The following is a 25,998-nucleotide window of genomic DNA, read 5'->3' as shown; positions in this document are numbered from 1 at the left end:
TAGAACCACTGTACTCCTCATTTTAAAATAATGAACCATGCCATACCTGATTGCTGAAATTGCACAAGCCCATGACGGAAGCATTGGAATAGCACACAGCTACATAGATGCCCTTGCTAACACGGGTGTGCATGCTGTGAAGTTTCAGGTACATATTGCTGCTGCAGAAAGTAGTGTACACGAACCCTTCCGTGTAGCTTTTTCAAAGCAGGATGCCAGCAGGTACGATTACTGGAAGCGGATGGAATTCAGCTTATCGCAGTGGAAAGAACTAAAACAACATACCGAAGAAAAAGGGATGGAATTTTTAGCCACTCCGTTTTCTGTTGCCGCGGTTGAACTATTAGCATCCTTACAAGTTTCCCGTTTTAAAATTGGCTCTGGCGATATCAATAATTTATTGCTGTTAGAGCTGATTGCACAAACGCAAAAACCGATACTTCTGTCCAGCGGCATGAGCAGTTGGCAAGAAATAGACACCGCGGTTTCATTTTTGCAAGAAAGACACGCCGATGTTTCGCTGTTGCAGTGCACAACAGCCTACCCTACACCGGCTGCATTGTGGGGGCTGTCGTACATCCAAGAAATGAAAAACAGATACCAGATTCCTGTTGGTTACAGTGATCATAGCGGAACTCCTGCGGCTTGTATTGCAGCAGCAGCTCTCGGTGCTGATCTATTAGAGTTTCATGCCGTTTTTGACAAACGCATGTTTGGTCCCGATGCAACTTCTTCTTTAACGATTGATGAAATAGCATGGCTGGCCAAGTCGGTACAACAGGTAAATGAAGGCCTGCAAACAAGTACCCTCAAAGAAGATGCTTCAGCTTTTGAGGAAGTAAAAAAAATGTTTGGCCGTAGCCTTGCCATTAATAAAACCTTGGAAAAAGGCAGCCTGCTTTCGATAAATGATTTAGAAACCAAAAAACCTGCTGGAATGGGTGTTGCAGCAAACCAATATCAAAACATAGTGGGCAAAAAATTACTGCAAAACAAATCTGCGGGTGATTTTTTACAACTGGATGATGTTGACCATTCAAGTTGATACAGCCCTACATTTACACTATGAATTTGCCGAGAAAAATATGCGTTGTTATTACTGCAAGGCCAAGCTATAGCCGGATCAAAACAGCACTTAGCGCCATTGTTGAACACCCCGACTTGGAACTGCAACTTGTAGTAGCGGGTTCTGCCTTGCTCAACCGATATGGCAATGCAGTTCAAGTAATTGAAAAGGATGGATTCACCATTAATGCCCGTGTGTATATGGTGCTCGAGGGTGAGAACAAAACCTCCATGGCGAAAACAACCGGACTCGCAGTAATGGAACTGGCCACTGTATTTGACAATCTGCAGCCCGATGCAGTAGTGTGCATAGCCGACAGATTTGAAACGCTGGCTGTAAGCATTGCTGCAGCCTATCAAAACATACCACTGGTGCATATTCAGGGTGGCGAAGTAAGCGGCAACATTGATGAAAAAGTGCGGCACGCCAATACCAAACTGGCAGACATTCATTTTGTTGCTTCTGAAGAAGCCAGAGAAAGAGTGCTAAAATTGGGCGAAAATCCCGCTGCTGTTTTCAATACTGGCTGTCCCTCTATTGACATAGCGGCGGCGGCAATTGCCCACACCACACCACCAACTGATATTTATGCAAGATATGGTGGCGTTGGTGCCACGCCTGATTATAGCAATGGCTATGTGGTAGTAATGCAACATCCTGTTACCAATGAATATGAAGCCAGTCGCCAACACATTGAAGAAACACTCAAAGCCATTGCCCAACTGGACTGTACCGTTTTTTGGTTTTGGCCAAATGTGGATGCCGGCGCCGATGGTACATCTACAGGCATTCGTTCCTACAGAGAAGTGCATAAATTAGAGCACGTTCATTTTTTCAAAAATATGGAGCCTGAAGATTTCATTCGCTTGTTACATCATGCCAAATGTTTGGTTGGTAATAGCAGCGTTGGCATCAGAGAATGTTCTTTTTTGGGCACACCGGTCATCAACATTGGCAGCCGGCAATTCAGACGGGAAAGAGGCGCCAATGTGATTGATGTTGATTATAATGAAACATCTATTTTAACTGCTATAAAATCATGCTTTACTGCTGAACGGCCAGAGCCTGCCTATATATATGGCGATGGTCATGCAGGAAAAAAAATGGCAGCACTGCTGGCATCAGCACCACTGGTACATCATAAAACAATTGCCTACTAAAACCAAGCTTATGCCTACACCCAATGTACTGGCCATTGTGCCCGCAAGGGGCGGATCGAAGGGTGTGCCTGGAAAAAACAGCAGGTTATTGCACCACAAGCCGCTCATTGGTTATGCCATTGAAACCAGTCTTGCCAGCAAAAAAATTACCTGCACCGTTGTCAATACAGACAGTGAAGCAATTGCAGCCATTGCCCAACCGTATGCTGTACACGTACAAATGAGAGAAGCTGCATTGGCCACAGATGAGGCTCCGATTTTACCTGTCATTCAATCGACTGTTGCATATGCCGAAACCAGAACAGGAATATCCTTTGATATCATTTTACTGCTGCAACCAACAGCGCCTTTCAGAACCGGTGCCGATGCAGATGCTGTCATTCAATTACTCATTGATCATCCGGAAAAGGATGGTGTCATCAGTGTAGTGCCAGTCGGAGACCATCACCCATCACGCATGTATTGGCTAAATGAGCAACACGACATGCAGCATTTTCTTGCACAAAATGAAACCGGTAATCGGCAGCAGCTTGCGCCACTATACATTCGAAACGGTTGTTTTTATGCCATTCGAAAAGCGGCTCTTTTTGCAGAAAAAACAGTGATGCCAGCCAAGAAGATTGCTTACATCATGCCATCGGACTGGCATGTAAACATTGATAAAGAAAAAGACTTTTTACTGGCAGAAGTGTTGGCTCCCCGGTGGATAGAATTACATCAGCTTTGAGCGGCAATGATTTTGCCTATCCGCGTCATATCGGCATAGGTTCGGTGAAATAAAAAGTCTGCCGGCAATGGCTCTTCCGAAAAGAGATTTAACTGAATGCTACGATTGAAATCAACCGGATCGAGAAACCACGGAAATGAAGTTATGTTCGTAAAATCTTGCTTGGCCAACTTCTGCACAAGAGAATCATGACTGCTCCCCACCCAATCCATCCAGCGTATTTTATTTGCTATAGCCCAATCGATAACAGTTTGCATATCCACAACATCGATCAATCTTAAGCCACTGGTTTTTGCAGCCAGCACAGCAGTCGATCCGTCTGCCAACTGAATGCCATGAAGATGAGGTTGCTTCCAAAAATGACCTGCTGGCTTTGGTAAATCAACATCCATAATGTAAGGTTTGAAAAAGTGATCGTCAATTTGTTGATGCCGGAGAGAAGGATGAATCCAAATCAATCTTTGCAATGGCTCAGCTTCCGTCCAACCCTTTTTGCGGAGCAACCCGGCTCCCGCTTCGTTTGCTACAGCTACGGTCAAAGGTCCACGTTTTCTGGCAGCATTAAAAAGCATTTCAATCATGCCAAAGCCTGAATACTTTTTATTAATGAGAATATTTACCAGCCATGTTCTGCCACCGCCCTGTACACAACCGAGATGCCCTACAATTTCGCCATCCTCATTTTGCGCAATTAAACAAATGCCATAGGGTTCATGCAAATACATCCACCGCCAAAACGCTTCATTAAACAATGGATGCCCTGCCGGATAATAGCTGGCGTAGAATGTTTGCAATCTAGTGAAGTCGTGCAGCGTTGCCTGATGAACAGTAAACATGTTGTGTAATTGTATGCTGCTAAAATTGGGTACAATCGAACCGTGTAATTCCATACGGTCTATTCAACAACGTTAGTTTGTCAACCTCTTGATGTTCTACACTGAATGCAAATTGAATACCGGCATTCTTCAAACAAGCAATTGTTGTGTCATTAAAAGAAGAAGCATAGCCATACGGGTAACAAAAGAATGACACTGGCTGATTCGTTGCTTCTGCTACAAAATGGACCGATTTCAATATATCACTCTCCTGCTCTGCAGCTGAAAAATTACTCAACACATAATGAGAAAAACCATGTGCCCCGAACACCATATTGGAAGCAGCCATTGCTGCAATCTGTTGTTCGGACAAATACCATTCACGGACAATCATCGGCTCGTTTTCATTACCCGCAAACCGACCAAACAGATCGCCTGCAATCTCATTCTGCAAAATGGGGTCTACATGAAAATTGATGAGTTTTTTGATTGCTGCTACAAGTGAGTCTCGCTCCTCCATATTGGCATAAAGTTCATTGCCGAACGTTGCAGCCAACTGAACATCTCCCTTGAAAAAATCAATTGTTTCGGAAAATGCCGTCAGCAATTGATCGGAAAAATGATGATGCAATAAGTAGTGTAAGCGGTGTACATTCAATAATCGTTTTTGCTTATACTGTAGACCGTTCACAAAAAAAAGTGCACTTACATTTCGCTTCGTCAATTCGGGAAAAACAAAGTGATAATGATCTGACAATGCATCATCAAAAGTCAACAGAAAGTCGTTTGGACGAGGTTCAAAATCTTTGTTTAGCAACTCTTTGGGGTGGATGATATTTCCGGTGGACGACATGCTATCCAATTGATGCCTGAAATGCTCCAGCGTTACCCAATGCAACGCTGAAGGAGCGTTGGCTGCCGGTTTTACATAATGATACATAACCACCTTCATACCTGCAATGTAATTACGAATTGAATTACTGCTACAATCAAGTTTCCTGATTCATTTCCCTGTCTTCCATGCTATCTTTAATGCACTTAATTTGTAGTATTGAAACCACGTATTTTAATTACAGAGCCCGGCAATTACTCCAGCGAAGCCATAGCGATGTATGAATCATTTGGCGAAGTCTCGCTTCTCAACAATATCGAGCAAATGGAATCTTCAACTGCTGATTTAAAGGATGTGGAGATTGTTGTGGTTCGGCTGGGAATATATTGGAGTGCCGCATTGTTGCAACAGCTACCTCGTTTAAGATGTATTGTAACCCCGACAACAGGCCTCACACATATTGACATGGCCGCTTATGAGGCTAAACACATCAGCATATTATCCCTAAAAAATGAGCAAGCATATTTGAGTAGCATCCCTTCTACAGCGGAGTTTACATGGAGTTTGTTGCTGGCACTCAGCAGAAATACGGTTACTGCCAGTAATCATACCACGCAACAAGGACAATGGAACCGTAACCTTTTTATTGGGCATAATCTGCAAGGCAAAACCATCGGCATTATTGGTGCGGGCAGAGTTGGGAAACAAGTAGCCAGGTTTGCACAAGCTTTCGGCATGAATGTGTTGGCTTACGACACTGCGGAGGAAACAATTGACAATGCTATCATGCAACAATCAGTAGAAATGCTGATTCGTCAATCAGATATCATTTCCATTCATATTCCAGCAGAAGGAAACACCGGTTTCATTTCGGCACCTTTAATTGAACTGAGCAAGCCCAATGCACTTTGGATAAATACATCACGGGCAAATGTATGGAATGAGGAGGCAATAGCTGCTGCCATAAAAACGCACCAAATAGCCGGCATCGCAACGGATGTTCTAAGTACAGAATATCTCGATACAGCACTTTTAAAAAACAATCCCCTTATAAAGGCAGCAAATGAAGGTTTCAAAGTAATCGTTACTCCTCATATTGCTGGTGCTACAAAAGAATCGATGGAGTCAACAGAAATATTTATGGCCAATAAATGTGCTGCATGGTGGAAGGCGGTACAAAATGCCACCTAAAATTTATTACCGCTTAATACGGAACTTCTGCTTTAGCATTGGCAGCTTATCTGTTATCACAGTAAGCGCCACTTTATTGTACTTCCAGGTAGCTGCTAAAAAAAGCAAACCCAATACAACCACCACTGCCACCAGTGTAACTACAGATACTACAAACCCTGAAAATTTGATGGCAACAGCTGACAGAAGAACGATCGCTAAAATAGTCAGCGTTTTTTTACAGTCCTGTAATATTTCCAACAGTTGAATTTTAAGAAAAGACAAACCCCATAATGCTTTCAATCCTTCCACCAATAAAGAAGCAAATACAAACACGAAAGCATACCAGAATATTTCATTTAAGAAATATGAAACAGCGAGTAATGAAAGACTTACCACCGCAAAGCTGAAATAAGTAATGATGGTGCTTTCTTTCATTTTGCGAAGTGCGGTAAGAATACTTAATGCGGGGGAGAATATAATTCGAACAAGTGCATAAATGCAATAGAGTGAAAATATAGGAGCTGCTTCAATCCACTGATCACCAAAAGCAATTGTCAAAATTTCATAGGAGAAAACCATGCCTATTATAATGGGAAAGCCCATTACCAGCAATGCGCCTTCTATATACTTATTGATACCGGCTCTCACCCTTTTAGGGTCATGTTGAAAATTTGCATAGTAAGGAAGCAGCACATTCATTTGTGATGACAAGATACCAGACTGTATTTCTATGCTATTACTGTAGCTGAAGTAAACCAACCCCACCTGATGCAGCGGGAAAAAACTTTTAATGATAATACTACTTACCTGATTGTACAGATAGCCTCCTAAGCCATTGAACCAAGAATGCTTGGCAAACCAAAACACTTCTTTTTTCCATTTATCAGGAATGGCTACCAACTTGGGTTTATAATGACCAGAAAGCGTAAGAAAAATAGTGCTGATAAAGTTGGCAACGATAAGACCTGTAGCCCAACCTACCAGTCCCATGCCGGCATACACCAAACCTACTTTTGCAATAGCCCCAACAATATCGCCAGATACTTTGGCATTTGTAATAACACCAAACATCAAGCGCTTTTTCAATCGTACTTCATTGATTTTCCCAAATATGGCAATGAGATAATTGAGGGAAAGAATACGCAGGTAAATATCAATGGGTGCATCAAACAGATGTCCTTTCCCCAAGTAAGAAATACCCACCTGCAGAGTAAACAACACCAGATTTGAATACAGTCTTATTTTGAAAACAATGTTTTCAATGAGTGCAATTTCTTCCGGAGAGGATTGATCGGGTCCATTTAGTTTCACCCGAACGATGTAGTAGTTTTCAAAACCTACGTCTATAACAACTGTAAAAATGGCTAGTATAATACCGACCACCAGCAGTTGGCCAAATCCTTCGGGGCCCAATACTGGTGTGACGAGCAACAGAGAAAGATAATTGATAATCTTTCCTACGAATGCGCCGAACAATACCTGCATGGATGATTTTGACGCAGACTGCTCCATAATACTTTACATCACAGATTTGTTATTCGCAATACCGCATCCATCTATCAGTAATACACCGATACACAGTTAAATTAATTGCTACTATTTTGCGGACCTGATTATATTTTATAAACCGAATATTCCGAGTATTCTGGCTAGCAATCCTTTCTTCCGTTCTTCTTCCATATAATACCCAGAACTGTTTTTACTATTTCCATAGTGACCATAACCATAACCGTAGCCGTAGCCATAGCCATAGCCATAACCGTAGCCATAGTTTTCGCCAGCGCCGGTTTTAATGCCGTTAACAACGATGCCTAAGTTCTTAAACTTCTGCTCTTCATAAATCTTTTCGATGAAGGAGAGTGTAGAACGGTAAGTGTATTTATGACGAATGATAAAGAACGTGAAGTCTGAAAATTTGTCTAATAGCAATGCATCAGTAACAAGACCTATGGGAGAAGTATCGATGATGACGAAATCATAATTAGCCTGAATCCATTCCATCGCTTCTTCCATCTTCTTGCTTAAAATAAGTTCGGATGGATTAGGGGGTGTAGGGCCCGATGGCAGCATATCAAAGTTATTGTACCCGGGCACTTTTAATATGGCCTTGCTCAGGTCTGTTTCAGAACCAATCAGGTAATTACTTAAACCAACTTTGTTATCGAAGCCCAAATACCGGCTCACCCTTGGCTTACGTAAGTCTAGTTCAATTAAGAGTACTCTCTCTTTTACCAATGACACCGCTGCGGCCAAATTGATAGAGAAAAAGGACTTACCCTCACCACTCATAAACGAAGTAGACGTTACACATTTAATTGGGCTGTCTACAGACAAATACTTTAGGTTTGTTCGAACAAGCCTGAACTGCTCTGAAATAGCTGAACGGCTTTTAGGTGTTACCACCAGCGGGTCATCTGACTGTTTGTAAACGATTTCGCCAATGATAGGTACACTTGTTGCAGCTTCAATTTCTGCCCGGTCGCCAATGGTATTATTGAAAATTTCAAAAATGATGAGCAGTATTGTCGGTACAATTAATCCGATGAGTATGGAGAACAGAATAATTTGAGAACGCACTGGCTTAACCTGACCCTGATTGAGTGCAGGATCAAGTACCCGTGCATCACTGGTGTTTGATGCAACGCTTAGTTCTGCTTCTTCTCGTTTTTGTAGCAGGAAGTTGGTGATTTCGTCTTTAACCCTTGCTTCCTTTTCCAGATTAAAGAGTTGCAGCTCTTTTAATGGAAGATTAGCAGCTTCGGATTCATTTGCCATCATCGACTTCCGGGCTGCATTCAAGCGGGTTTGAATGGCTTGCTTATAATTTTTCAAGTTGGTTAGCAAATTATCCCTCGAAGCCATGATGGAAGATTCGATTGACTTTACAAAAGGATCCTGTGCTGTTCCTACCTGCAACTTTGAGATACGTTCTCTGATAAGTCCGTTGTGATTTGAAATCAGCTCCACAAAAGAGGCATCTGGAATACCTACCGATGAAGGAACCAGTTCGAACAAGTTTTTAATATTGGCAATGTAATTGTACACCCCATTGACAACCTCTAGTTCGGTATTTACTGCAGCCTCCGCTTGCATTAAACCAGATGAGCGGGATATTATTTCTTTAATGTTATCGGATGCATCTGCGCTGATTAAGTTTTTGGACCTGAACTCTGCCACTTTATTTTTAGCACCATTCAATTCCTCACCTATAAGTGCTAAACGCTCATTGAGAAACCGTATTGAATTTCTACCCTGTGTGTTTTTATCTTCCAGCCCAGCCTGAATATATTTAATCACCAACACGTTCAGAATATCTTGTGCTCTTTGGGCAATGATATCATTCATTGACAGCTCCAATACCCCACCAAACTCGTGTGTGGGTGCCATTTGAAGAGCATTCCGCAAACCATCGGCCATTGAAGTTCTTTCAAGGAAAGAAATGAATACTGTGTTGTTAGGGTTTACCCTGTAGCCCGGATTTTTTCTTAAACTCAACCTGTGGCCTTCAAACGAAACCGTATCGTGGTATCGAAAACTTACGAAGTTACCACCTTCTCCTTCTATTGCATACCCCTCGTTGTTTACCTTAATTTTCTTTTCTCCCAAAAAAACCGCTTCCTCTTCATGATTGCCAGGCTTGTAGTATTCTACAATAAAAGGGCTTGTTTTTCCATACAGAGTAATTTTCCGGATCCTTCCTTCCACAAAAAACTGCAGATCCAAATTGAGAGAGTCTACTACCCTTGTCATAAGGGTTAATGACTTTAGCACGTCTTGTTCGTTTTCAATGCTACGGTCAGTAGGGCCCAAATTCAATGAGCTTAGCAACTTTTGCTCTTCGCCAGCTACCCTTCTGTCTCTAATCATTACTACAGAATAGGCGTTGTATACTGGTGTGGCAAATTCTAAATAAACGTATGCTGCCAACAAGCACAAAATGACAGAGATGATGTACCACGGAAGTATGGATACGGCTTTTGCAGCCAATTTCAATACATCAAACTTGCTTGATTCCTGATTTCCTAAGTCTATTTTGGCCTGTGCTATCTGGGATTGTTTTGCCATAAGGTAGTGCGGATGTGTTCTTTCGTTCTATTACTTCAAAACGGTGATTAACAACGTGGAAATAGCCAAAATGATGGTTGCCAGAGGTGCATAAGTTTGGCCAAAGTACTTCACATTTTTTTGCTTTACTGCCGGTACATATACCACGTCGTCTGGCAAGGGATAAAAAAACGGGGACGAAAGAAAAGAAGTATCAGTTAGGTTAAGGTGTCCTAAAAGCCTCGACCCATCAGGGTTTTCTCTGTATACCTTTACGTTTGCCAAATCAGCAAATTCTGTAACAGAACCTACCTGTGTCAAAGCTTCCAGCAGATTGGTTCGTTCGCGGATCAGTAAAACTGAAGCAGGCGATTTTACTTCACCCAACATACTCACTCCTCTTTTGGGTAAGTCTACCATGATGTAGGCTTCCTTTAGTATTGGCGCTACCAACTCCAGCAATTTCAATCGGAGTTGTTCTTTGGTAAGACCTTCCGCTTTAACTTTTCCGATTAAAGGATAACTTAAAAAACCCTGCGGGTCCACCTGTTGGCCAATTTGCTCACTTCCCTCTGGAGTTTTGGTTACTGTTTCTAACTGTATACCAGCATTACCGTTCAGCAATTCCATTACTTCTTTACTGCTACCGGCAAATTTTACCCTTACTAAATCAAACTTTTTGATAACTGGCTCGGCATAAGAAAACGGATACTTGCTTAATTCAACTGTACGGGTTGTATCGAGATATGTGCCTAACACATTAATGTTGCTTGTTTTGCAGCTTGTATTTGCAATAGCGATGAATACAAGGCTGAAGATCAGCAGAAAAAATTTATCAGGGTGTCGTGAAATTTGTGTCATGTAATGCTTGCTGAAATGTGTGCAAATGTATCTAAAAAACATTCTTAGCCAAGAGTGGATCGAGTACCGTGGATAAACTATCGGGGGCCACCTGTGTGAGTGGCCCCCGATTGATTATCAAACTTTTAGCAATTTTCTTGCTGTTCTGTTGTGGGATTTTAGTGTATGATAAATGGCAGCGTTTCTTTGATTAACCAGCTGCTCCAAATTATTTGGCGGCTGTTTTGCCTTTCATAATCATATCATCCATTACCCGAGATGTTTCAAACAGGTAGCGGTCGGTTTTCAAACCCTTGAGCCAGAGCATAAAGCGTTCGCTTTTGTCTTTGTCCATTTTGTTGATACGCTCCTGATCGGCCGTCATGAAGGCTACATCCATGGGCTGCTCCAGGGTTTGGAGGCTCTCGTTTTGTTTTACAGTGGTGCGTATTTGCTTTTGCAACTGCTGGTACTCTGGCAGGTACAGGCTCACCGACTCTTCGTTTACCTTACTCAGCCACTCTGCATTGGTACGTATCAGGCGGAAGGCTTCGTTTTCCAACAGCTTTTCCTGGTAAGTTGTTTTAACCTGGGCTATATCTACACCGGCGGGCCAGTTGGTGTAGGCGGCACGGGGAATTTCATCGTAAGCAAGGGCATTGGGGCTATGTTTTTCCCGTGATTTGGTAAACTCAAAATTATCGGGCATAATAATGTCTGGCGTTACGCCATTCAACTGTGTAGAACCGCCATTAATGCGATAAAACTTTTGCAATGTGAGCTTTAAAGTACCCAACTCAGATGCCGGCATAAAGAACCCAGTGTTGCGGTCGAGGCCTACATTGCGCTGCACTGTACCCTTGCCATAGCTGGGGGTGCCCACCACAATACCACGGCCATAATCCTGAATAGCAGCTGCAAAAATTTCGGATGCCGATGCGCTGAACTCATTAATCATTACCGCCAACGGACCATTGTACAATATGCCTTTGTCTTTATCGCGGTACACGCTGGCATCGCCGTCTCTGTCTTTAACCTGAACCACGGGACCATCTTCTATAAACAGGCCCACCATTTGAATCACATCTTGCAGGCTACCACCACCGTTGTAGCGCAGGTCCATCACAATACCATCTACGTTTTCTTCCTTCAGTTTCTTTATTTCATTGGCCACGTCACGGGCACAGCGGGCTCCGTTGGGGTCATCAAAATTGGCATAAAACTCAGGCAGAAATATGTACCCGATTTTATTGGTGCCTTTTACAATAGCACTGCGGGCAAAGGTTTCTTCCTGCACAATGCGGTCACGAATAAGCGATACCACTTTAACCGAACCATCCGTTTTTTTCATAGTCAGTCGAACTTCCGTACCCTTTTGACCACGAATCAGTTTAACGGCGTCGGTGGTTTCAAAGCCAGTGATATCAACTGGTTCGGCAGCACCCTGAGCTACTTTCAATATCACATCATTTACCTGTATTTCGCCACTCTTCCAGGCGGGGCTACCGGTAACAACGCTTACAATTTTTATAGCACCGTCTTGCTCACTCAGTTGGGCACCTATTCCAAAAAACTCGCCACTCATGGCTTCGTCAAATGCTCTTTTTTCGATAGGTGGAAAAAACTGGGTATGCGGATCCATGGTTTCCGCAATCGTGTTGATGTATTGATTGAATTTTTCGTCGAGGGTGAATTTGTTTTTTAACCGGTCGTAAGTGCGGTCCCAAATTTTCAGCACTCTTTCGCGGCTTTCCCGCTCCAGTGTAGTGTCTTCTTTTACAACGAATTCTTTTAGGCCTTTGTTTTTTTCACGGTTTTCAAGAGCATCAGCGTATCGCTCCAGCGTCATATACTTCAAGCGTTTGCGCCAGTTTTCGCGGCGCTGCGCATCGTTGGTAGCAAAGGGTGCATCTTCCATATCGAGTTGCACACTCTCCTTTACCATAAAATCGAAAGGTTTGTTTAGCACCGACTTATAAATACCCATCGACTCGGCCAACCGCTTGTTGAAAATGGCATCAACGGCCGGTATAAACTCCATTTTGCCCGACTTTAATTCATCGTCGATGCTGAGTTCGTATTTCGCCAGCTCCTTTATATCGCTTTGCAGCAAAATGGTTCTGTCAGGATCAATGCTGTTGAGGTAGGTTTTGAAAACCGCTTTTGAAAAATTATCGTCGAGGCGCTTGGGGCTAAAATGGGCCTGCTCCAGATAATCACCCACAATGGTGAGAATTTTTTCATACTTACCACCCGGCTCACTGGTTTTGCCATTGCCCCAGCTTTTGGCACCAATAAAAACCAACAATGCAATAGCCGGCACCAAAAAAGGCCACACTCTTTTATTCATCATAAATTGTCCTATTTTCTGCATGAGTTTCAAACCTAGCAATAAACTACAATGATATGCCGCCGATAGTTGAAATTAACAAACCCCGAAAGCTTTTTTACCAACCCTTTGAATGGGAAAAAAAGTACCGTCAGTTCTATCCCGTTCAAAAAATGTGTGCCCATTTTTTTTCTGCAAACCTGATTTCCCTATTTTTGCGCTCCGAAAAAACGGAGAGTGTAGCTCAGTAGGTTAGAGCGTCAGTTTGTGGCACTGAAGGCCGTGGGTTCGAGACCCATCATTCTCCCTCTTTCAACATCAACACAAACCTCCTGCTTGTCAGGAGGTTTTGTTTGTAAATGCACTATCCATGAATATTTGGCTGTTACTGATACCGGTTATTTCTGCCTTTATTGGTTGGTTTACTAACTGGGTAGCTATTAAAATGCTGTTTCATCCGCGGCAGCCCAAAAAAATACTGGGTATCACCATACAGGGCATTTTTCCAAAAAGACAAATACAGTTTGCTCAAAAGCTGGGCAAACTGGTAAGTGAGGAGCTACTCTCGTTTGATGAAATTGCCAATACCATCAGCAGCCCCGAAAATCTGGACAAGCTCCGCCCCATGATTGAAAGCCATGTAGATCATTTTCTCCGGGAAAAGCTATCGGCCGAAATGCCCATGATCAGCATGTTTATTGGCGATAAAACCATCACCAAACTCAAAACGGTGTTTATGGAAGAGCTCACCACGCTTTTTCCATCGCTAATGAAAGAATACGCCGGCGAACTAAAGCAGCAGCTGGACCTTGAAAAAATAGTAACAGAAAAAGTAGCCGGTTTTTCTTCAGACAAACTGGAGTCTATTTTGATGCAAATCATGGCCAAGGAGTTTCGTTTTGTAGAAATACTCGGCGGTGTGCTGGGTTTTCTCATCGGTTTGCTGCAGGTGGCTATCACCGTTTTTACAGCCTAATCTCCATTTATCCATTTCTTAACACTTGTATCGAGGGGTTAACGGGCGTGTGCCGTCAAACCTTCCTGTCACATTTTTGTCATACAATGCTTCCACAGTATGACAAAAGCATGACAATTACCTTTTCAGAACAATTAACCGGAATCAGCTTCCATTTTATGAAACGTTCATTTACACTCTTCTTTGTTTCCTTTCTTTTCACCGTAAGCATGGCTGTAGCCCAGCCTGGTGGTGCCCGCATGGGTACCGGCGGCATGAGTATGGGTGCCGGCCAAACTGGCCGCTTGTATGGCAAAATACTCGACAGCACCAGTGGAAAACCACTCGATGCCGTATCGGTACAGCTGGTCAGCAGCAAGTTTGATATGGTAAAAAAGCAACGGAAAGACACCATTATTAGTGGTATGCTCACACCTGCCAACGGCGATTTTTCGTTGGAAAATGTACCCATTATGGGCGATTACCGCATCCGCATTTCGGCTATTGGCTATGTTACACTGGAGCAAAAAGTATCCTTCCTTTCTGCCGAAGTGCAGCAAAAGCTGATGCAGGCATTTGCCAGTATGAACCAGCCGGCAGCCGATGGCAAGCCCGCTGCACAGCCCAACATGATGGAAGTGCTGCGCAAAGCATTTGGTGGCGATATGAGCCAAATGGCCAGCATGGCCGATAAAGACCTCGGCAATTTTATGCTGAAGCCCGATGCCAAAATGCTGGAAAACGTAACCGTAACCGCCAACCGCCCCATGATGCAAATGGGCATCGATCGTAAAATATTCAACGTAGATAAAAGCCTGTCTGCTTCTGGCTCCTCTGCTATTGACATTATGCGTCAGATTCCATCGGTAAACGTGGATATTGATGGTAATGTATCTGTTCGTAATGCTTCGCCTACATTGTTTATTGATGGCCGACCTACTACCCTTTCGTTGGACCAAATACCTGCGGATGATATTCAAAGTGTAGAACTGATTACCAACCCATCGGCAAAGTATGATGCTTCGGGTGGTACTGCAGCCATTATAAATGTGGTATTGAAAAAGAACAAAAAAAGCGGTTACAATGGTTCGGTAAGAGCAGGCATAGACAGCCGTTTCAGGCCAAACCTTGGTGGCGATATCAACGTTCGCCAGCAAAAGGTAAACCTGTTTGCTTCGGGCAACTTTAGCATGCGCAAAAGCCTTGGCTGGAGCGATATTGCTACCGATTACGCACCAACGGGTAACCTGCCTGCCTATGCCATTGCACAAGATGTAAACAGCAGCAACCGTGGCTTTTTTGCTTTCGGCCGTGCCGGTGCCGATTTTTTTATTGATAACAGAAACACCCTTACCCTTTCTACAAACATTGTAAATGGCAGTTTCGATAGCGAAGAGTCGAACTACATTAAATACGATACATTGTATGCGCCGCCTACCAGCTCTACCACCCGCCGCCTAACCGAAAGCGACCGTAACTTCCGCAACATAGGTAGCTCATTGAGTTTCAAACACCTGTTTGCCAAACCCGGCCACGAGTGGACGGCCGATGTAAACTTCAATAGCATGAAAAGCGACGGTGCATCGCTGTTTGATAATCAGCTGCTGGATGCCAACAGCAACCCCAAAGGCAACCCTGCCCTGCAGCGTACAGAAAGCGGTACTACCAGCACCTTTATAGTGGCACAAACAGACTACACGAATAAGCTGTCGAACAATGTAAAATTTGAATCGGGCCTTCGTGCACAGCTACGCAACTTCAGTGCTGATAACAACAACTTCATTTTTAACTACAATACCAACGGATTTGTATTGCTGCCAGCGGTTAGCAACGACTATGAATTTACCGACCGTGTGTTTGCAGGCTATGTAACCTTTACCGGCAAAGTAGGCAAAGAAGGAAAGCTGGGCTACAACCTTGGCCTTCGTGCAGAAAGCAGCAACTATGATGGCAAGCTGGTATCGCTTGATTCTGGCTTCAATGTTAAGTTCCCGATTTCGCTTTTTCCTTCTGCCTTCCTGAGCTACAAGCTTACCGAAAGAAGCGACATTCAGATGAACTATACCCGCCGTATCAACAGACCAAGCTTTTTCCAGTTGATGCCCTTTATCGACTTTACCGACCCGCTGAACCTGAGTGTGGGTAATGCTAATTTGTCGCCCGAATTTACCAACAGCCTTGAGGCAAACTTTAGCCAGCAGTTCAACAACAACCACACTTTGCTGGTAAGTACTTACTACAAGTACACCACAGGCTTACTTACCCGCTTTCAGTACAAAGACCTGAATCAGGTAAGTAAAGACAGTGCCATTTACAACACCTGGATTAATGCAAACAACTCTCAGACTTACGGTTTAGAAATAACAAGTACCAACAAATTCACCAAGAAATTTGAAACTACTACCAACCTGAATTTTTACAACGCCAGCATCAACAGCGAAAACATTCAGCAGAACCTGAACAACAGCCAGGCCAGCTTTTTTGGTAAAATAACGCTGACCCAACGCATTGGCAAAAGCAACCAGTGGACGTTGCAAATGAATGCCGAATACCAAAGTAAAACGGTACTGCCCGTAGGCGGAGGCCGTGGATTTATGGGTGGTGGCCCCATGGGCGGCGGCAGCCAGGCCGCTGGTAGTAACGGTTTTGTAAACCCGAACTATGGTGCCGATTTCAGCATTCGCCGCGACATTATTAAAAACAAAAACGGACAGGGCTACGCTGGCTCACTTACCCTCAGCATGAATGACATTTTCCGTACCCGTATTTATGATGCCACTACCAGCAGCGCCTTTTTTGTGCAAAACCTTACCCGCCGCCGCGACCCGCAAATTTTGCGCCTGCAGTTCAACTGGCGTTTTGGCAAAATGGACGCCAGCCTCTTCAAGCGTAAAAACATGAAGGGCGAAATGGAAGGCATGAGCGAAGGAATGAACATGCAATAACGTCCTACCAAAAAATAAACTTATTTGGGGTTTGCTTCAGAAACATGTCCCCGGGGCCTCTCGAAAGAGAGGCTTTTTTTATGCATACAAATGGGCAAAGCTTTGATTGGGTGGCAACAAATGAAAATGCGCAAAGAAGCCGTCATAGGTTAGCTTCTCTTGCCAAAGTTGTCTATTGGCCAATTGTAACTGCGGCCATTGAGCCAATGAAAAAGACTGATGAAAAGCAATTAATAGCCGGGCAGCTTCAGTCATTTTATGTGCTGGCACCTTAAGTATATGCGCATTCCAATCAATCAAGTTTTCCAATGGCAGCATACTGTCGGTATCAATCAACACAGGAATTCTGCCACTGGCCAAACAATCATAAAACCGTACAGAAAAATTACCAGCTCCTCTGATGCAAAGTGTGTAGGCATTATTGCTGATGTTTTGATAATATCGGAGTCGGGATTGTACTTGTTGCTCCTCACTACTCGCACCTCCTTTGTATTGGTCAAACAATAAAAAGTTGGCATTTACCAACTGCTCCTGTTGTAATGTTTGCAATACCTGATACCGTTGATAAGTGGTTGAAGTAAATGGCTGCAAATCGTATAGATAATTTCCTTGCAGTTGCTTTATCCATTTTACAGCAGCACGTACGTAATCCTTTAACCGGGCCAACTGGCTTCCATTTGCCTGCCCACAAAAACCTACGGTAGGTTTTGAAGGTAAATCCAATAGTTTGATATCACTTTCAACGGCGTAGCAGAGAGGGTCTGGCATAAACGGCGGCATCACAAACTGGTTGCCTTTGTTGCCCGACCTCGTACCAGACAGGCGCAAGATTTGCACATACTGATCGGGCCACGTAATGCCATAATCGCCGCCAGAAAATATCCAGCAAGGCTTTTGCCATTGCTTGGCTGTTGCAATGAATTCCTCTACTAACTGTCGCTGCCCCGTGTGTAAATACCAGGCAATATCCATGGGTAAAATAAAAACATCGGCAGTAGCAGCATCTGCTGTAATGGCATAATGCTTTTTCCACTGCGGATTCACCGTTTTAGCTACATCTGTAGCAATGGTGGCTGGTTGTAAAAACGGCTCTAACAACGGAAATAGATAATATTTGCCGGCAGAAGAAATAGTTGGTGCGGTGCAGAATACCTGAATCATGGACTTGAGCTAACCGTTCAAAGATACCGGGTTACATCATTAGCCATTCAACTTCCCCGGATGTACACCATGCATTAATATTACCTTGCGCAAAATGAATGCGTTCCTTACATGAAGCAACTCAAACAATCTTTACTCATAAGAAAACTCAGGTGCAGGTTATTCAACCTGTCATTTATCTTCAAAAAAATTCTTACTCCCTCCAGTACTACTAAACATGTTTTTGTAACCGCAGCCAGTGCTCCGTATTTTGAGTCGTTACATCGTTTGGTATTATCCATACGCCGGTACGAAACCGAACCCATTTTAATTTATGATATCGGACTGGACGCAGCACAAATCAAAATGCTGGAACAAATTCCGCAAGTAACTGTCAAATATTTTGACTTCAGTAAATACCCCGCACATTTCAACCTTCAATTATTTCCGTACGGCAGCTATGCCTGGAAGGTGGCGTTGGTACACGATGCCTTGCATAGCCTGCAGTGCGACATTACTTACCTCGATGCCAGGAATTTTGTGATTGGAAAATTCACTGTAGCCCGTTTCTACCTGCACAAATACGGTTATTATTTCCCCTATACATCTGGCAAAGTGTTGGATTGGACTCACCCGGCAACAGTGCAACATTTTGACCAACATAAGTTGGTAAATAAAACGGTACTCAATGGTTGCTACTGGTCGTTTTCTTTCAGCAGTCCGCTTGCTATGAGCATGGTGGAAAAATGGATGCGCCTGGCACTGGATCAGCAAATAATAGCCCCGGACGGATGCTCAAGGCTAAACCACCGGTACGACCAATCTGTACTCTCCTGTATTTTTCATGAAACGGTTGATGTAGCTGGCAACGAGCCGCAATCGACCCGTTATTACAACGTACTTACCCATTACGATGTGTTTTTAAAAAAGAAAGGAAAATGATGCAACTGCCGCAACTATATTTGACTGCCGCACGGATGTCATTTTCAAAGTAACATTTGCGCAGCATCCATAGCTTTATTCAAACTTGCACTCATGGGTTTTACCAACAGTTTTGCTGTTTTACAACACGACGTTTCGATTCAATTACTCCGGTCGGCCTTTACCGAGAGCAATCCTTTCATCTCCACATCAGAAGTAGTGGCCTGGTTACAACAACGCAATAATGAGGTAACGGTTACGGTAGAACAAATTGCTTTCAACCAATTACAAGGCTGGCAGTTTGATGAAGACAAGTCAAGCCTCCGGCATGTATCAGGTCGTTTCTTTTCCATTGATGGTATTGATGTGCAAACCAACTGGGGGCTGGTACCATCGTGGCAGCAGCCCATCATCAATCAGCCCGAAATTGGCTACCTCGGCATTTTGGTAAAAGAGTTTGATGGGGTTCTCTATTTTTTGTTGCAGGCAAAAATTGAGCCGGGCAATATCAATAACGTGCAGCTTTCGCCAACCCTGCAAGCCACCAAAAGCAACTACACGCAAGTGCATGGCGGCAAGCAACCTGCCTATCTGGAGCATTTCAAAAATGCAAGCCCTGCCAACGTACTATTCGACCAACTTCAATCAGAACAAGGAGCTCGTTTTTTGCAAAAAAGAAACCGCAACCTGATTGTAAAAGTGGATGAAGAGATTACAGTGCAGGAAGACTTTGTGTGGTTGACACTCGCCCAAATTAAATTGCTGATGCGCCACAGCAATGTGGTGAACATGGACACCCGGACTGTTATCTCATGCATTGGCTACAAACTGTTCAGCGAGTTTGGCATGAGTGGCTTGCCGGAAGGAACCAAAGGCACTTTATTTTTCAAATCATTTTTTGAGAAAAACATTGCGCTGTACTCCTTCGATGAATTGATTGCATGGATTACTCAACTCAAGTGTCAATACGAATTACGCATCAGGCAAATTCCATTGCACAGCGTAAAAGGCTGGATGATTACAGACAGCGAAATCAAACATGAATCGGGACGTTTTTTTAAAGTGATTGCAACCAAAGTGGCCATCAGCAACCGGGAAGTGTCCAGCTGGAGCCAACCATTGGTACAACCCATCAATGAAGGATTGATTGCTTTCGTGATTACTGAAATACACGGCGTGTTACACTTTTTGGTGCAGGCCAAACTGGAGTGTGGCAATTTCGACATCCTCGAACTGGCACCTACTGTACAAACCATTACCGGCGACTACCGCAATCCTGAATACACTGTGCCATTTTTGGATGTGGTACTAAATGCTGCACCAGAAAACATTTGGTACGATGCCAAACAATCTGAAGAAGGTGGTCGCTTTTACCAAGAGCAAAACCGCAACCTGATGGTGCATGTTCCCAATGCTGCTGCTTTGTCGCTACCAGAAAACTTTACCTGGATGACCTTGCATCAGTTGCAAACATTTATCAAATTCAACAACTACTTGAACATACAGGCCCGAAGCCTATTATCTACCATTGGCTTTATCTGATTTTACCATGAGTCGTATTTTACCCATTGGCGTATTAGGCTGCTCAGCCTTCGCTAAAAGATCATTTATTAAAGAGTTGAAAAACTCAGGCTTGTTTGAGCTGAAAGCCATTGCCAGCCGCTCCCTCAGCAAGGCAGAAGCGTATGCGCAACAATTCAATTGCGATGCTGTAGGCAGCTATGAAGCACTGTTGCAACGCACAGATATTGAAGTAGTGTACATGCCACTACCCATTGGCATACATACCGAATGGCTCATGAAGGCGCTGCAAGCCGGCAAGCATGTACTGGTAGAAAAATCTTTCACCAGCAACATTGATGATACGAAAGCAATACTGGCACTGGCAAAAGAAAAAAGTCTTTGTGTTTTTGAAAACTTCATGTTTCCGTTTCATTCACAAATGACCTATGTACAAAATGAACTGGCCCATGGAACCATCGGCCAGTTGCAGGCAGTACGCAGCAGCTTTGGTTTTCCCATGTTTGATGCCACGGATAATATTCGGTATAAAAAAGAATTGGGTGGTGGAGCTTTGCTCGATGCCGGCGCTTACACCTTGCTGGCAGCACAGTTGTTTTTAGGAAAGCAACTACAGGTAGTGGGTGCGGTACTCAACAACGATGGCCATGAAGTAGATTTCAACGACCATGTATTGCTGCAAAATGAACAAGGCATTTGTGCTCAGTTAAGCTTTGGCTTCAACCATTTTTACCAAAATAATATTGAGCTGTGGGGCACCACGGGTAAAATAGTAATGAAGCGGGCCTTTACTGCAGCACCTGGTTTTGCACCAACCGTGGAGATTGAAAAACCCGATGGTATTACCAGTCTGCAATTGCCTGCCGACAATCATTTTCAAAAATTATTGCAGCAGTTTTACCGCAGCATACTTGAGCAACCCGATTGGCAATTTGCCCAGATAGAAGCACAATCTGCACTCATCACTGCAGTGTTTGAAAAAGCAAATCAACACTCATGAAAAAAGCAATGGTATTTGGCTGCAATGGCTACCTAGGCCGAAACATGTGCTGGTATTTGCAACAGCAAGGCTGGACGATAACTGGTGCAGATATTCAGCCTTCAGGTTTTCAAAATGGCTTCGATTATTACAGCATAGATGTGGCTGACGCCAGCAGTATAGCACAAATTGACCTCGCAACATTTGAACTCATTTTTTTCTTTTCCGGTCTTACTGGCACCTGGAATGGATTTGAACAGGCAGATACCTATCTCCGTATCAACGAGCTTGGATTGCTGCACTTCATTCGTCAATACCAGCAACAACAAGCCAAAGGCAGAATTGTCTTTCCTTCTACCCGTTTGGTGTACAAAGGCATCGCCAATACGCCGCTCAAAGAGACCGACGAACTGTTGCCGTTAACGCCCTATGCTGTCAACAAAATTGCCTGCGAACATTATCTGGCAGCATTCAAAAAAGCATGGGGCATTCATTATACCGTTTTCAGGTTGTGTATTCCTTATGGCAATCTTACCGATGCTACGTCTTCATATGGTACCATTGGTTTTTTTGAATCAATGGCAGCAAAAGGACAACCCATTTCATTGTATGGCGATGGACAACTGAAACGTACTTTTTCGCACATGCTGGATATTGTAACTGCCATGCTGCAGGCAGCAACGATGGATGAAACAGATGGTGAAATCTACAATCTTGGTGGTGAAACGTACTCGTTGTTGGAAGTAGCAGAGTTGGTCGCTAAAAAATATGGCAGCACTGTTGCGTTTGCCGAATGGCCTGCACAAGCTGCCCTTATCGAAAGCGGCGATACCATTTTTGATAGTACTAAAATTGAAGCACTGGGTATACGCACCACAAAACTGTTGAAAGAAAACTTGTAGAGTGCTACTCTTGTACCGCCAATAATGTAGCGCCACCCACATAGGCAGCATACCTCGAAAACTGACTGTGGTACATGTCGCCCAAAAGCAGTTGGTGTATTTGCCTGCACTGGCACAAGAGGTAAAAATCGGTAAAAGCTTTGCACAACACATCATCCGCATGGTTCACATCAATGTGACCAATATTGTCCGCATCAATCAGCAATCTGGTCACATAGTGGTGAATGGTTGCATCCTGCTGAACAGCTTGTAGAAAGCGGGCAGAGTCAGACACTGCTAAAATGTTGCAGTCGGTATTCTCCATGGCAATCTGCCTTACTGATGCAATGCATTTTTCCAGCAGCTTTTTTTGTGAAGCCGTATCGATAGTTGCTTTGTTTACATCTTGGAAATCGCCCAGCAAACCCATGAATCTAGAATGCACCCCTACAAGTGGCAGTTCATTCTTGGGCAGTTTTGCGGCAGCATGCGCCACCAAAAAATCGCTGAAGTGAAACAACTGTTGAAACAGGCTCGACCAATATTTGCCGTAATCTTCTTTGGACAGGTCCGGTTGTAACAAACTGGTATAATCCTGATTGCCATACACATGAAACTGCCTGTACTTTCCACGAAACTGCTGCAACAACTTTGTGGCTGAAGTTAGTTGTACGTCATTCAGGTACAAAGGTTTTGAGAGCTTTGTATTCAAGTACAATGCTGCTGAACTGCAAACAAGTGAAGCATCCTTCGGCGTCAGATATTTGAATAAATCGAAGCTATTGTTGTCTACATAAATTTTGAAATCATATCCCAGTTGCTGTGCAATCTGAAAAGCAGAAATACTGCCTTTAATTCTATCCAGCAATCCACCATGCTTCAATTGATTGTTCATTACATGCACCACACATGGTTTATAACGCTCAGGCATTGCTGCTGGCAATGGTTGCCGATAGCTCTTGGCTATCTGCCATTCCCGCACTGGTCTGCGCAGCTTGCGTTTTATCCATTTCGTCAGTTGTTGCATGTTTATTTTTTTGGAGGCTGCTCATTCTTCCCTTTCAGCATGGGCACAAACCGAAACACATCGTACAGCTCTTCTATCAAGCGACCGTCGGCTTTTTTAATGATGCGCTTCATGCGTTGGGCTTCGCCTTCGTCTACCGGAATCACCAGCATGCCTTCAGGCTTTAGCTGATCGAGCAGGGCTTGCGGTACAAAGGGGGCAGCTGCTGTTACCAATACTTTATCGAAAGGGGCATACTCGGGTAAACCCTTAAATCCATCACCATAAAAAAAGTACAGCTTACGATGCCGCTCCGCAAACGGATACGACTTCTGTACTTTATCGTACAGCTTTTGCTGCCGTTCAATGGTGAATACTTCGGCACCCATTTCGGCCAATACCGATGCCTGATAAGCACTACCTGTACCAATCTCTAATACCCGTTCGCCGGGTGTAATATTGAGCAGTTCACTCTGGTATGCCACGGTGTACGGCTGGCTGATGGTTTGCCCTTCGCCAATGGGAAAAGCCCGGTCTTCGTAGGCAATTTTATCCAATGCCGGGTCTAAAAAGAAATGCCGAGGAATATTGCGCATGGCTTCCAGTACCAGCGGATCGCTGATGCCTTTTTCCGCCAAACTATCAATGAGTTGTTTGCGCAGCCCTTTGGTTCTGTAATCGTCGGTATGCAATGATAAAATGCTTGTGCTCATAAAGATACAACCCGCAAGATGCAGCATTCCGATTAATCTGTGCCGCTCTTCGCAACACTCATTTCCCACGGTTGTTGAAAGAAAGCCATTGGCCGTTTCGGGCTATAAAAAAGCCGGTGATGGCAACTGCTCTCACCGGCACCTACTATTGTTGTTCAACAACTTTTACAAATTCATATCCTTGATAATCGCTTCAATACGGGCCATCAAACCGGCTTGTACCGTTTTGTAATTGGCAGCATTGTCCAGCGGGGCATTTACACTAAAGTAAAACTTGATTTTGGGCTCAGTGCCACTGGGGCGGGCACTTACCTTGCTACCATCAGCCAGCACAAATTGCAGCACGTTGCTCTTGGTGAGTGCAATGGGGAAGGTATCGCCGGCAGTCAGGTTGGTGCCTTGCTGCAGCTGGTAATCGAGCAGTTGCGCCACAGCTACACCGCCCAGTTGTGCAGGCGGATTGTTGCGGTAGCTTTCCATCATTTCCGCAATTTCTTTCTGGCCATTCATGCCTTTTTTGGTAATGGAAATGAGGTGCTCCTGATAGCAACCGTATTGTACATACAGGTCTACCAGTTTTTCAAACAGGCTGCGGCCTTTGTCTTTTTCATAAGCGGCCATTTCGCAGAGCAGGGCCACGGCACTCACCGCGTCCTTGTCCCGAATCTGATCGCCAATCATCAGGCCATAGCTTTCTTCGCCACCAACGATATAGTTTTCTTTGCCGGTCTTTTCCCGAATCATTTCGCTGATGTATTTAAAGCCGGTCAATACATCGTAGCAAGCCACACCGCTCTGCTCTGCAATGCGGTTGATCATGTCGGTGGTTACAATGGTTTTGATCACCATGTCGTTGGGCTGTGCAATGCCTTTGGCTTTGCGGGCTTCAATCATGTAGTTGAAAGCCAGCACCGCTGTTTGGTTGCCATTCATCAGCACCCAGTTGCCGTCGGTGTCTTTAATGCCAATGCCCACACGGTCGGCATCGGGGTCGGTACCCAGCAGAATGTCGGCATCAATTTGCCTGGCCTTGTCCAGACCAATGCTCATGGCATCTTTCTCTTCGGGGTTGGGGCTGTGCACGGTTGGAAAATTGCCGTCGGGAGTAGCTTGTTCTTCTACCACAGTTACGTTGGTAAATCCAAAACGCTTGAGCACCCGGGGCACCAACTGAATGCCACTGCCATGAATGCTGGTGTACACAATCTTCAAATCGTGCTGGCGTTCGCAGGCATCGGGGTAAATGCTCAGGCTCTTCACCATTTCGGTGTAAGCCGCATCCAACTCCTCACCTATCAAAGTGATGTTGGCTTCGCCGCCAGTCCATTTCACATCGTCAACGGAAAGAATTTTATCTACCTCGGTAATCACGTTTTTATCGTGTGGTGGCACCAGTTGTGCACCATCTTCCCAATAGGCTTTGTAGCCGTTGTACTCTTTGGGGTTGTGGCTGGCCGTGCATACTACGCCGCCCTTGCAGCCGAGGTGGCGAATAGCAAAGCTCAGCTCCGGTGTGGGCCGCAGGCTTTCAAACAGGTACACTTTAATACCGTTGGCGCCCATCACATTGGCCACTGTTTTAGCAAAAAAGCGGCTGTTGTTGCGGCTATCGTGTGCAATGGCAACGCTGATGCCATCGCCAAAACTTTGCTTCAGGTAGTTGGCATAGCCTTGAGTGGCCATGCCCACCGTGTATTTATTCATACGGTTGGTACCAATGCCCATTACGCCACGAAGGCCGCCTGTACCAAACTCCAGGTTTTTATAAAATCCTTCTACCAAATCATCGGGGTTGTTGGCCAGTGCATCGGTAATGTAGGCCTTGGTGTCTGCGTCAAAATTGCCCGCCAGCCAGCTGTCTACTTTGGCTTTAATTGCTGCGTCCATAAATCGTTGTTTGTGGTTTGAATATGTCCTCCGAAAGGTGGATGCTGCCTGCAGTTGCCTCCTT

20 protein-coding genes and 1 tRNA gene are annotated in these 25,998 nt (G+C 44.2%); 11 read left to right on the top strand and 10 right to left on the bottom strand.

Annotation, left to right across the window (positions count from 1 at the left end):
• Nucleotides 1-37: 37 nt before the first annotated feature.
• Genes V7Q13_RS09890 through V7Q13_RS09880 form a run of 3 tightly spaced genes read left to right on the top strand, consistent with a single transcriptional unit; the run spans nucleotide 38 to nucleotide 2,953 of the window.
• On the top strand, nucleotides 38-1,045 hold the full coding sequence (locus V7Q13_RS09890; protein ID WP_333800521.1) for an N-acetylneuraminate synthase family protein: 1,008 nt from the start codon (nucleotides 38-40) through the stop codon (nucleotides 1,043-1,045).
• 20 nt (nucleotides 1,046-1,065) lie between these two features.
• The gene (neuC, locus tag V7Q13_RS09885; protein WP_333800520.1) at nucleotides 1,066-2,226 is read left to right on the top strand and encodes a UDP-N-acetylglucosamine 2-epimerase; all 1,161 of its coding nucleotides are present in this window, start codon (nucleotides 1,066-1,068) and stop codon (nucleotides 2,224-2,226) included.
• A gap of 10 nt (nucleotides 2,227-2,236) precedes the next feature.
• Nucleotides 2,237-2,953 carry an acylneuraminate cytidylyltransferase family protein gene (locus V7Q13_RS09880; protein ID WP_333800519.1) on the top strand — a complete coding sequence of 239 codons (717 nt, stop codon included), beginning with the start codon at nucleotides 2,237-2,239 and terminating at the stop codon, nucleotides 2,951-2,953.
• Here the strand turns inward: V7Q13_RS09880 and V7Q13_RS09875 are convergent.
• Both V7Q13_RS09875 and V7Q13_RS09870 read right to left on the bottom strand, forming a co-directional pair.
• Nucleotides 2,944-3,789, bottom strand: a complete 846-nt coding sequence (locus V7Q13_RS09875; RefSeq protein WP_333800518.1) for a GNAT family N-acetyltransferase — start codon at nucleotides 3,787-3,789, stop codon at nucleotides 2,944-2,946. The genes V7Q13_RS09880 and V7Q13_RS09875 overlap by 10 nt on opposite strands.
• A 19-nt stretch (nucleotides 3,790-3,808) precedes the next feature.
• On the bottom strand, nucleotides 3,809-4,720 hold the full coding sequence (locus V7Q13_RS09870; RefSeq protein ID WP_333800517.1) for a polysaccharide deacetylase family protein: 912 nt from the start codon (nucleotides 4,718-4,720) through the stop codon (nucleotides 3,809-3,811).
• 99 nt (nucleotides 4,721-4,819) lie between these two features.
• Between V7Q13_RS09870 and V7Q13_RS09865 the strand changes: the two genes are divergently transcribed.
• Nucleotides 4,820-5,791, top strand: a complete 972-nt coding sequence (locus V7Q13_RS09865; protein WP_333800516.1) for an NAD(P)-dependent oxidoreductase — start codon at nucleotides 4,820-4,822, stop codon at nucleotides 5,789-5,791.
• A gap of 6 nt (nucleotides 5,792-5,797) precedes the next feature.
• On the opposite strand, the gene V7Q13_RS09860 is transcribed toward V7Q13_RS09865, so the two are convergent.
• From V7Q13_RS09860 to V7Q13_RS09845, 4 genes are all read right to left on the bottom strand, one after another.
• The gene (locus tag V7Q13_RS09860) at nucleotides 5,798-7,258 is read right to left on the bottom strand and encodes an oligosaccharide flippase family protein (RefSeq protein WP_333800515.1); all 1,461 of its coding nucleotides are present in this window, start codon (nucleotides 7,256-7,258) and stop codon (nucleotides 5,798-5,800) included.
• A gap of 135 nt (nucleotides 7,259-7,393) precedes the next feature.
• Nucleotides 7,394-9,838 (bottom strand): GumC family protein, encoded by a 2,445-nt coding sequence (locus V7Q13_RS09855; protein ID WP_333800514.1) that lies wholly within the window; start codon nucleotides 9,836-9,838, stop codon nucleotides 7,394-7,396.
• Between the two features lie 30 nt (nucleotides 9,839-9,868).
• Entirely contained in the window at nucleotides 9,869-10,678 is an 810-nt protein-coding gene (locus V7Q13_RS09850) for a polysaccharide biosynthesis/export family protein (RefSeq protein WP_333800513.1), read from the bottom strand.
• Nucleotides 10,679-10,886: 208 nt separating this feature from the next.
• Nucleotides 10,887-13,010 carry a carboxy terminal-processing peptidase gene (locus V7Q13_RS09845; protein WP_333800512.1) on the bottom strand — a complete coding sequence of 708 codons (2,124 nt, stop codon included), beginning with the start codon at nucleotides 13,008-13,010 and terminating at the stop codon, nucleotides 10,887-10,889.
• A gap of 209 nt (nucleotides 13,011-13,219) precedes the next feature.
• On the opposite strand from V7Q13_RS09845, the gene V7Q13_RS09840 reads away from it, so the two are divergent.
• The 3 genes from V7Q13_RS09840 to V7Q13_RS09830 all read left to right on the top strand — a co-directional run bounded on the left by V7Q13_RS09840 (nucleotide 13,220) and on the right by V7Q13_RS09830 (nucleotide 16,886).
• Nucleotides 13,220-13,293 (top strand) — tRNA-His (locus V7Q13_RS09840).
• Between the two features lie 63 nt (nucleotides 13,294-13,356).
• A complete protein-coding gene (locus V7Q13_RS09835) occupies nucleotides 13,357-13,962 on the top strand; it encodes a DUF445 domain-containing protein (protein ID WP_333800511.1) in 606 nt (201 codons plus the stop codon).
• A gap of 158 nt (nucleotides 13,963-14,120) precedes the next feature.
• Nucleotides 14,121-16,886, top strand: a complete 2,766-nt coding sequence (locus V7Q13_RS09830; RefSeq protein WP_333800510.1) for a TonB-dependent receptor domain-containing protein — start codon at nucleotides 14,121-14,123, stop codon at nucleotides 16,884-16,886.
• A gap of 78 nt (nucleotides 16,887-16,964) precedes the next feature.
• Here V7Q13_RS09830 and V7Q13_RS09825 read toward each other — a convergent pair whose 3' ends face one another.
• Entirely contained in the window at nucleotides 16,965-18,047 is a 1,083-nt protein-coding gene (locus V7Q13_RS09825) for an exostosin domain-containing protein (RefSeq protein ID WP_333800509.1), read from the bottom strand.
• Nucleotides 18,048-18,158: 111 nt separating this feature from the next.
• Between V7Q13_RS09825 and V7Q13_RS09820 the strand changes: the two genes are divergently transcribed.
• The 4 genes from V7Q13_RS09820 to V7Q13_RS09805 all read left to right on the top strand — a co-directional run bounded on the left by V7Q13_RS09820 (nucleotide 18,159) and on the right by V7Q13_RS09805 (nucleotide 22,349).
• On the top strand, nucleotides 18,159-18,968 hold the full coding sequence (locus V7Q13_RS09820; protein ID WP_333800508.1) for a DUF1647 domain-containing protein: 810 nt from the start codon (nucleotides 18,159-18,161) through the stop codon (nucleotides 18,966-18,968).
• A 93-nt stretch (nucleotides 18,969-19,061) separates the two neighbouring features.
• Nucleotides 19,062-20,489 (top strand): NDP-hexose 2,3-dehydratase family protein, encoded by a 1,428-nt coding sequence (locus tag V7Q13_RS09815; protein WP_333800507.1) that lies wholly within the window; start codon nucleotides 19,062-19,064, stop codon nucleotides 20,487-20,489.
• A gap of 7 nt (nucleotides 20,490-20,496) precedes the next feature.
• Complete coding sequence (locus V7Q13_RS09810) at nucleotides 20,497-21,468, top strand: Gfo/Idh/MocA family protein (protein ID WP_333800506.1); 972 nt, start codon at nucleotides 20,497-20,499, stop codon at nucleotides 21,466-21,468.
• The gene (locus V7Q13_RS09805; protein WP_333800505.1) at nucleotides 21,465-22,349 is read left to right on the top strand and encodes an NAD-dependent epimerase/dehydratase family protein; all 885 of its coding nucleotides are present in this window, start codon (nucleotides 21,465-21,467) and stop codon (nucleotides 22,347-22,349) included. Before V7Q13_RS09810 ends, V7Q13_RS09805 begins: the two co-directional genes overlap by 4 nt.
• A gap of 4 nt (nucleotides 22,350-22,353) precedes the next feature.
• Here V7Q13_RS09805 and V7Q13_RS09800 read toward each other — a convergent pair whose 3' ends face one another.
• The 3 genes from V7Q13_RS09800 to V7Q13_RS09790 form a co-directional block, all read right to left on the bottom strand.
• Complete coding sequence (locus V7Q13_RS09800) at nucleotides 22,354-23,355, bottom strand: hypothetical protein (protein WP_333800504.1); 1,002 nt, start codon at nucleotides 23,353-23,355, stop codon at nucleotides 22,354-22,356.
• Between the two features lie 2 nt (nucleotides 23,356-23,357).
• Nucleotides 23,358-24,047, bottom strand: coding sequence for a protein-L-isoaspartate(D-aspartate) O-methyltransferase (locus tag V7Q13_RS09795; protein WP_333800503.1), 690 nt, complete (start codon nucleotides 24,045-24,047; stop codon nucleotides 23,358-23,360).
• Nucleotides 24,048-24,212: 165 nt separating this feature from the next.
• On the bottom strand, nucleotides 24,213-25,934 hold the full coding sequence (locus tag V7Q13_RS09790; protein WP_333800502.1) for a phospho-sugar mutase: 1,722 nt from the start codon (nucleotides 25,932-25,934) through the stop codon (nucleotides 24,213-24,215).
• Nucleotides 25,935-25,998: the final 64 nt, after the last annotated feature.

This window comes from Phnomibacter sp., assembly GCF_036803085.1.
Classification (GTDB): domain Bacteria; phylum Bacteroidota; class Bacteroidia; order Chitinophagales; family Chitinophagaceae; genus Phnomibacter.
This window is presented reverse-complemented; position numbering and strand designations above follow the sequence as displayed.